Below are 7,444 nucleotides of genomic sequence, written 5' to 3'. Positions count from 1 at the left end.
TTTCGGCGGCGGCAACGTGCTCTACGCCGCCGCACCAGCCGGCGACCGACTGCTGATCCGTCGCGGAGACAAACTGTACGCGATCGGGGCAAAGTAGCGTTTGCAGTCACATCGCCGGTTGAGCACATCGCCGCCCGAGGATTCTTTTTCGCAAGCGATGTTGACGCAAATCGACGATTCGCTACCATACTGCGAACCAGTCGCAATAAGCGTCTGGTTTTCGATAGCCAGCGAGCAACGCTCGGCGATCGTGAAGCACATGTCGAACGCCGACATTCGCACTCCGATCGCCTTGATGCCAGCCAGCCATGACCTGTTTGCCTCGAACTTCTTGAGGCACGTAATCCGTCATCAAGGTTGGCCTCGTGGCAAAAATCAATCAAGAAACTCTCGATCTCGCGTGGCGTGCACATGCCAGCAGCGATGCTGATCGAGTCATCCAGCTTCTTGCAGCGGAAGACATCCTTTCGCAGTCGCACGACGACATCGAACCGGCCGTGTTGCTTGGGTTGGCACTTCATGATCGCGGTCGCGTGGTCGAAGCCGCCGATGCAATCGAAAAGGCAAGTCTGCTCGGCCCAATCCCAGACGAAGCGCGGATCACGCTCGCGTCGTGCTACGCACAACTTCGCCGAATCGACTTGGCACGCGAATTGTATTTGGAACTCGCACTCAGCCGCCGCTTAGATGCGGATTTGATGCTGAAGGTTGCCGGCGGTTTGTCCGCGATTGATTCACCTCAGCTCGCCATGAAGGTCTGCGAGTGGATCACGGAGCGAGACGATTCGGTCGCACAAGCTTACTACGACATGGGCGTTTACTCCGCCCACTGCGGTCACGCGTTGTACATCAGCGAAGCGCTGACTCGGCGTGCCCTGGCACTCGACACCGGCAACGTCCACTACCGAGTCGGGCTGGTTTCATTGCTGATCCAACTGCAACGCGAAAGCGAGGCACTCGAAGTCGCTCTCACCTTTGAGGTCGACCAGATCCGAACAGCAACATGCTTTAGTTGTTTGCAACGGATTGCCGACTTGTTAACCCGTCACAACCACACCGATTTAGCGATCGCCTGTCATGAACGATCCAAAGCTTTGCGGGCTGAACGTGCCGCCAAGCCGATCCAATCTGCCAAACCAACGCTGTAGATCCACCATGAATGAATCACTCTCCATCGCTCACCTCGAGTTCGAGTCCGGTCGCTTCGCTCACGCGATCCAGTTTGCTCAATACGCATTGGCCCAAGATCCGGACGACGCCGACGCCCTGACGTTGCTGGGCATGGCCAGCCTCTGCTTCTGCGAATTCGATGAAGGGATCGATGCACTCGAACGTGCCGCCCTGATTCAACCGCTTTCGCGGGCGGTCCAAATTGAACTGGCGATCGCATATGGATCCGTCGGCAGACACAACCTTTCCAAGGAACTGCTGATGTCGGTCGCGACGTCGGGCAAAGTCTCCAGTGCGGAGCTGTTGCGAATCGCGGCCGGATTGGAGGCGATCGACGCGCCGCGGTTGGCCATGGAGGCTTGTCGGCAAGCGGGCATTTTGAATCCGGAGCAGCCCGAAGTTCACTATCAAATGGGTTACTACGCCCAGCAGTGCGGCCATCCATCCGAAATCTGCGAGTCGTTGATCCGACACGCAATCTCGCTCGATCCTCGCAACGTCCACTTTCGAATCGGACTGGCGTCTTTGTTGATTCGACTCGAACGCAAGACCGACGCGATCAAGGTTCTCACGCCAGTCATCCCGGACCGGCTCGATGAGGTGAACTGCCAGTGCTGTCTCAAACGCATCGCGAACGTTTTCTTTGACTGCGACGATGTCAATCGAGCTCGCCTGTGCGCATCGCGATTGAAAACGCTGACCAAACAACCGTTCACTGCGCAACAAAGCAACGTCGCTTGAGGCCATCCCCCGCAGCCTGGGCAAACCGCCTGGAACCACAAACATCGATGCTGGTCGCGACCTGAACGGCTTGTTGAACAACTTGGTGAATTGCTGGCTTCCGCCAAGAGCGATGAATCATCCCGACGCACTGCCTCCACGTCGTTTGCTGCGGCGAATGCATCGATATGAACCTTGTCCCCTGCGGTTGCCTCATTGCGAAATGACAGGCCGGCCAGACAACGCAAACAACAAACTGAGCAAACCAGCTAAACCAGGCAAACACAATCGCTTGGTCGTGATCGACTCGTTCAAAGAGCGGCTCGCGATCGGTTGTTGGTAGACTTCTGAACCCTCGCAAATAAATCGTTCGATCAAAACGATTTATCGCACCGGTCCCACTTGTTGCGAACGCGAGTTTGTGGATAACGTGTCTACGTTTTGCACATCTCCCCACGGATCGGATCCTCTCGTGAGATACGCGTTTTGGCTCACTGTCGCATTGATCGCGACCTGGCTGCTCTGGTCAGGACACTTTGACAACCCGTTCCTTCTTGGACTCGGTGCGTTGTCGGTGCTGGTCAGCCTCTACGTCTCGTTGCGAATGAGAATCGTTGACGAGGAAGGCGCCCCGGCTCAGCTCGGCATCCGCCCGTTCGTGTTCTATGCACCTTGGTTGGCCAAGGAAATTGTTGAAAGCAACTTGGCCGTCGCCAAGATCATTTTGTCGCGCAAGATGAAGCTGAAGCGCAACATGATCACGATCCGGTCGCATCAAAAATGCGAACTCGGACGAGTCATCCTGGCAAACTCCATCACGCTGACTCCCGGCACCGTGTCGGTCCAGATGGATGACGACAAAATTTTGATCCATGGTTTGAACCTGGAAGAAACCGAGGAAGACATGTCCGGTGAGATGGACGAACGCATCTGCCGACTGGAGAAATCCAAGTGATGTTTCCCTGTTGCATGATGCCACTGATGTTCGCCGCGAGCGAAGCGGCCGGTCACGTCGCCCATTCGGCGTCGGGGCGTGGGCACGCGAGCTCCGCCGACCTGCACAACATGCTGAATTATTCCGCTCAAGCATTCCAATTGAGTGCAACGCATCACGTGATGATGGCGACGTCCGCGGCCGTCTTGGTCACGATGACGCTCGCTTTGATTCGCGCGATGGCCGGTCCGACGGTTTTCGACCGCGTGCTCGCGCTCAACATGTTCGGCACCAAAACGGTACTGTTCATCTGTGTGGTCAGTTTCGTGACCGCACGGACCGACTTTCTCGATCTCGCATTGCTCTACAGCCTGATGAACTTCATCGGCATGGTCGCTTTGTTGCGATTCACTCAGTACCGCAGCTTTGGTGAGGAACCCGCCTGATGAGAGGTGACTCATGATCGCGTTGGAAATCGCAAGCTGGTTCTTTTTGATCGCGGGAGCGTTCTTTTCCATCGTGGGTGGAATTGGAATCATCCGGTTGCCCGAGTTCTTCTCGCGCATGCACGGTGGCGGCATCACCGACACGATGGGTGCCGGATTGATTTTGATCGGACTGCTCTGCTTGGCGGGTCCCACATTGGTTGCGGCAAAGCTGGTTGCAATTCTGTTTTTCCTGACCATCACCAGCCCCAGTTCATGCCACGCGTTGGCCCACTCGGCGTTGACTCACGGGGTCAAACCGGAACTCGACGTCAAACCAAAACCGAACACCATGATGAACCCGCCATACGGCCCGCGTGACGGAGACGCCTCATGAATTGGGTTGTCTTTGCCATCCTGGCGTTGCTGGCACTCACCGCCGTGACGGTCGCGAGATTGCGACAGTTGTGGGCCGCGGTGATGTTCACCGGCATTTACAGTTTTCTGAGTGCATCCTGGATGCTGATCCTGGATGCACCCGATGTTGCGTTCACGGAAGCCGCTGTTGGCGCGGGCATTTCCACCGTGTTGATGCTCAGCACGCTGGCGCTCACGGGCGAACAAGAGCAACCGACCAAGCGATCGCCAATCGTACCGCTGCTTGTTGTGCTGGTCACGGGCGGAGCCTTGATTTACGGCACGCTCGACATGCCGCACTATGGCGACCCCAACGCGGTCGTCCATCAGCATCCGGATCCCTCGTTTGTTGAGCGATCGCTCGATGACATGCACGGATTGCCCAACGTGGTCACCGCGTTGTTGGCGTCATACCGGGGTTACGACACGCTCGGTGAAACCACCGTTGTGCTGACTGCCGGCATCGCCGTGTTGCTGATCCTGAGACGAGATGAAATGGAACGTCCGGCGATCGCGAACCGAGCCAAACGACGTCGACGGAAGGCAAACGCATGATCAAGTTTCCAATCATTCGCGTGATCACCAAGCTGCTGATCCCGTACATCTTGCTATTCGCGTTTTATGTCCAGTTCCACGGTGACTACGGACCCGGCGGTGGTTTTCAGGCGGGAGTGATCTTTGCTTCGGCGCTGATTCTCTACGGCCTGGTCTTCGGGCTCGATGCAATCAAACGTGTCGCTCCACCCATCGTGATCGAAAAGCTGATGGCGATCGGCGTCTTGGTTTACGCCGGCACCGGCTTCGCCACGATGATGCTGGGCGGCAACTTTTTGGACTACGACGTCCTAGAGCACTCCTTCAACCACAAATACCTGCCCGGTGGACAACACCTGGGGATCTTCTTGGTGGAAGTCGGCGTGGGAATCACGGTGACCTCGGTGATGACGATGATCTTTTACGCCTTCGCCAGCCGGAGTCGATTCGTATGAATAGTCCAGCCTTGGAACAAGCCGCGGGGCTCTACAACTACTGGATCGTGATCGTCTTGATGATGACCGGTTTCTACATCGTGCTGGCACGAAGAAACCTCATCAAAGCCGTGATCGGGCTGAACATTTTTCAAACGTCCGTGTTTTTGCTCTACGTCACGATGGGCAAAGTTCGCGGCGGCACGGCACCGATCATTCCTCCCGAAGTCGCCGAGGCTCAGGCCAAAGCGATGCACGAGACCGGCCACGGCGAGCACGGAACCCACGCCCTCGGAACCGTCTCCGAAGAGATTGTCGGAGCGCATGCCGCGCACGCTGATTTGCCCGGTGCCGACATCATTTACTCCAACCCATTGCCCAGCGTTTTGATGCTGACGGCGATCGTGGTTGGCATCGCCACCACCGCACTGGCACTCGCGTTGGTCGTTCGCATTCGCGAAGACTACGGAACGATCGAGGAAGACCGAATTTTGGAAATCGATCGAGCCGACGGCTTGCCAGATGACGACGACGAGGACCAATGGATTGACGCAGACACTCATTCACTGGCCGGGAGTTCACCCGACACCCCCACCGATTCGGAGTCAGTGAATTGACGGAACATCTCCCGATTCTATTGATCGTGTTGCCGTTGGTCGCGGCTCCGCTGTGCGTGATCTTGCACCAGCGAACCGCCGCCTACACGCTCGCGTTGCTGGTCTCCTGGATCACGTTTGGCATTTCCATCGCATTGGTCGCGCAAGTCAATCAAACCGGAGTCATCCGGTACAACCTGGGCGGCTGGGCTCCGCCGTACGGCATCGAATACCTGGTCGATTCACTGTCATCCTTTGTGATGATGTTCGTGTCGGGCATTGGTGCGATCGTTCTGGTCTACGCACCGAAATCCGTTGACGACGAAATCGCTCGATCAAAGCACTACCTGTTCTACGCAACATATTTGTTGTGCTTGACCGGATTGATGGGCATGTGCGTGACGGGTGACCTTTTCAATGTCTTTGTCTTCCTTGAAATCTCGTCTCTGTCGTCCTACGCACTGATCAGTCTCGGGCAAACTCGCCGAGCCCCATTGGCCGCGTTCCAGTACCTGATCATTGGCAGCATCGGTGCCACATTCATTTTGATTGGCATCGGTCTGCTGTATCAGATGACCGGCACGCTCAATATGGCCGACATCGCCGCTCGCGTTCCACAAGAAAACGGTCCTCGCACTGTTCTGGTTGCCTTCAGTTTCTTGGTCATCGGATTGTGCGTGAAGATGGCAGTGTTCCCTCTGCACACGTGGCTGCCCAACGCGTACACGTATGCCCCATCGGTGGTGACCTGCTTCATTGCCGCGACCGCAACGAAGGTTTCGGTGTACGCGTTCATTCGTGTGATCTTTGGAATCATCACGCCGGGATTCGCCTTCGACTACCTGCCGCTTGATACCGAGCTGACCATTCTGGCATTGGTCGGAATCTTTGTCGCATCGACCGCGGCGATTTACCAAGCCAACGTGAAGCGGTTGCTGGCCTATTCCAGCGTCGCTCAGATCGGATACATGATTTTAGGAATCAGCATGTCGACGCCAGGTGGACTGACCGCCGGCATCGTGCACATGTTCAATCACGCGTTGATCAAAGGCGGGTTGTTCATGATCGTTGGTTGCTTCGCGCTGCGATTGGGCAGCGTCAAACTGGACGATTGGAAAGGTGCCGGAAAAACGATGCCCTGGACGTCACTCGGTTGGGCGATCGGTGGACTGGCGTTGATCGGTGTTCCCGTCACGGCAGGCTTCATCAGCAAATGGTTGCTTCTCACCGCGGCAATGGAAAAAGGCATGTGGCCGGTCGCCGTGCTGATGCTGCTGAGTTCTTTGCTGGCGGTGGTCTACGTCTGGCGAGTGGTCGAAACGCTGTATTTCAGTGAACCGACCGCCAAAGTATTGAAGGCCAAGGAGGCTCCGCTGGGCATGTTGATCCCAACCTATGTCGTCTTAGCAGGAACCTTCGTGTTTGGTGTTTGGACCACTTACTCCGCTGATTTGGCCGCCGCCGCGGCTGCGGGATTGTTGGGAGCCACGCCATGACCGATTCGATGCAAATTTGGCTCTCGTTGCTGCTGCCGCTGATTGCCTATGTGCTGCTCACGCTAACCGGCAAATCGCCGAACGTTCGCGAAGGCTGCACGCTCACCGTCGCAACCATTCTCTTTTTGCTGACATGCCGAATGGCCAGCGGCGTGTTCGCCGGCGAGCGTCCGGAATGGATGTGGGGTGAGTGGTTGCCCGGATTCCAAATCGCATTCAAAGTCGAACCGTTGGGGATGCTTTTCGCGCTCGTTGCCTCGGGGCTTTGGATCCTGACGACGATCTACGCGGTCGGCTACATGCGGGGTCACAACGAAGACAATCAGACACGATTCTTTGGCTGCTTTGCCTTCGCCATTTTCGCGGCCATCGCTGCAGCGTATGCAAAGAACCTGTTCACGCTGTTTGTTGCCTACGAGGTCATGACGATCTCGACCTATCCATTGGTCACGCACCATGGCAATGAAGAAGCTCGCAACGGCGGACGGGTTTACCTCGGGATTTTGCTGTCCACCTCGATCGCTTTTTTCATGCTTGCGATTGCTTGGACTTATTCGCTGGCCGGCACCTTGGAATTCACGCTCGGAGGAATCCTGGCGGAACCCGTCGCGGACGAAAAGATCTCCACCGTCGGACTTGGCCTGCTGCTGGCTTTGTTTGCGTTCGGGATTGGCAAAGCCGCCCTGATGCCATTCCACCGCTGGCTGCCCGCCGCCAT

11 protein-coding genes are annotated in these 7,444 nt (G+C 56.6%); 10 read left to right on the top strand and 1 reads right to left on the bottom strand.

Going from position 1 to position 7,444, the window contains the following annotated elements; translation table 11 throughout:
• Positions 1-181 precede the first annotated feature (181 nt).
• Complete coding sequence (locus tag B2R17_RS11780) at positions 182-352, bottom strand: hypothetical protein (protein WP_286764138.1); 171 nt, start codon at positions 350-352, stop codon at positions 182-184.
• Positions 353-365: 13 nt separating this feature from the next.
• Here B2R17_RS11780 and B2R17_RS11775 point away from each other — a divergent pair, with 13 nt between their 5' ends.
• From B2R17_RS11775 to B2R17_RS11730, 10 genes are all read left to right on the top strand, one after another.
• Positions 366-1,148 carry a hypothetical protein gene (locus B2R17_RS11775; protein WP_286764137.1) on the top strand — a complete coding sequence of 261 codons (783 nt, stop codon included), beginning with the start codon at positions 366-368 and terminating at the stop codon, positions 1,146-1,148.
• A 7-nt stretch (positions 1,149-1,155) separates the two neighbouring features.
• Positions 1,156-1,911 (top strand): tetratricopeptide repeat protein, encoded by a 756-nt coding sequence (locus tag B2R17_RS11770; protein WP_286764136.1) that lies wholly within the window; start codon positions 1,156-1,158, stop codon positions 1,909-1,911.
• Positions 1,912-2,362: 451 nt separating this feature from the next.
• Complete coding sequence (locus B2R17_RS11765; RefSeq protein ID WP_286764135.1) at positions 2,363-2,845, top strand: Na+/H+ antiporter subunit E; 483 nt, start codon at positions 2,363-2,365, stop codon at positions 2,843-2,845.
• Complete coding sequence (locus tag B2R17_RS11760; RefSeq protein WP_286764140.1) at positions 2,845-3,270, top strand: monovalent cation/H+ antiporter complex subunit F; 426 nt, start codon at positions 2,845-2,847, stop codon at positions 3,268-3,270. Before B2R17_RS11765 ends, B2R17_RS11760 begins: the two co-directional genes overlap by 1 nt.
• Before the next feature lie 13 nt (positions 3,271-3,283).
• A complete protein-coding gene (mnhG, locus tag B2R17_RS11755; protein ID WP_008665686.1) occupies positions 3,284-3,646 on the top strand; it encodes a monovalent cation/H(+) antiporter subunit G in 363 nt (120 codons plus the stop codon).
• Complete coding sequence (locus B2R17_RS11750; protein WP_286764134.1) at positions 3,643-4,221, top strand: DUF4040 domain-containing protein; 579 nt, start codon at positions 3,643-3,645, stop codon at positions 4,219-4,221. The genes mnhG and B2R17_RS11750 overlap by 4 nt, the downstream gene beginning before the upstream one ends.
• Positions 4,218-4,655, top strand: a complete 438-nt coding sequence (locus tag B2R17_RS11745) for a Na(+)/H(+) antiporter subunit B (RefSeq protein WP_007332741.1) — start codon at positions 4,218-4,220, stop codon at positions 4,653-4,655. The genes B2R17_RS11750 and B2R17_RS11745 overlap by 4 nt, the downstream gene beginning before the upstream one ends.
• Positions 4,652-5,251, top strand: a complete 600-nt coding sequence (locus tag B2R17_RS11740) for a sodium:proton antiporter (RefSeq protein WP_286764133.1) — start codon at positions 4,652-4,654, stop codon at positions 5,249-5,251. Before B2R17_RS11745 ends, B2R17_RS11740 begins: the two co-directional genes overlap by 4 nt.
• Positions 5,248-6,726 carry a monovalent cation/H+ antiporter subunit D family protein gene (locus tag B2R17_RS11735; protein ID WP_007332743.1) on the top strand — a complete coding sequence of 493 codons (1,479 nt, stop codon included), beginning with the start codon at positions 5,248-5,250 and terminating at the stop codon, positions 6,724-6,726. Before B2R17_RS11740 ends, B2R17_RS11735 begins: the two co-directional genes overlap by 4 nt.
• Positions 6,723-7,444 (top strand): proton-conducting transporter membrane subunit (locus B2R17_RS11730; protein ID WP_286764132.1); only part of this gene is annotated, 722 nt, incomplete at its 3' end. The genes B2R17_RS11735 and B2R17_RS11730, both read left to right, overlap by 4 nt.

Origin of the sequence: Rhodopirellula sp. UBA1907 (genome assembly GCF_002337565.1) — a bacterium.
In the GTDB taxonomy this organism is placed as follows: Bacteria; Planctomycetota; Planctomycetia; order Pirellulales; family Pirellulaceae; genus Rhodopirellula; species Rhodopirellula europaea.
Note: the sequence above shows the minus strand (reverse complement) of the source record. Positions and strands in the feature narration are given on the sequence as shown.

Coding starts and splice junctions, on each gene's coding strand:
- B2R17_RS11750 (WP_286764134.1), top strand. CDS start 3,643: ATGAATTGGGTTGTCTTTGCCATCCTGGCGTTGCTGGCACTCACCGCC.
- B2R17_RS11770 (WP_286764136.1), top strand. CDS start 1,156: ATGAATGAATCACTCTCCATCGCTCACCTCGAGTTCGAGTCCGGTCGC.
- B2R17_RS11745 (WP_007332741.1), top strand. CDS start 4,218: ATGATCAAGTTTCCAATCATTCGCGTGATCACCAAGCTGCTGATCCCG.
- mnhG (WP_008665686.1), top strand. CDS start 3,284: ATGATCGCGTTGGAAATCGCAAGCTGGTTCTTTTTGATCGCGGGAGCG.
- B2R17_RS11740 (WP_286764133.1), top strand. CDS start 4,652: ATGAATAGTCCAGCCTTGGAACAAGCCGCGGGGCTCTACAACTACTGG.
- B2R17_RS11760 (WP_286764140.1), top strand. CDS start 2,845: ATGTTTCCCTGTTGCATGATGCCACTGATGTTCGCCGCGAGCGAAGCG.
- B2R17_RS11780 (WP_286764138.1), bottom strand. CDS start 352: ATGACGGATTACGTGCCTCAAGAAGTTCGAGGCAAACAGGTCATGGCT.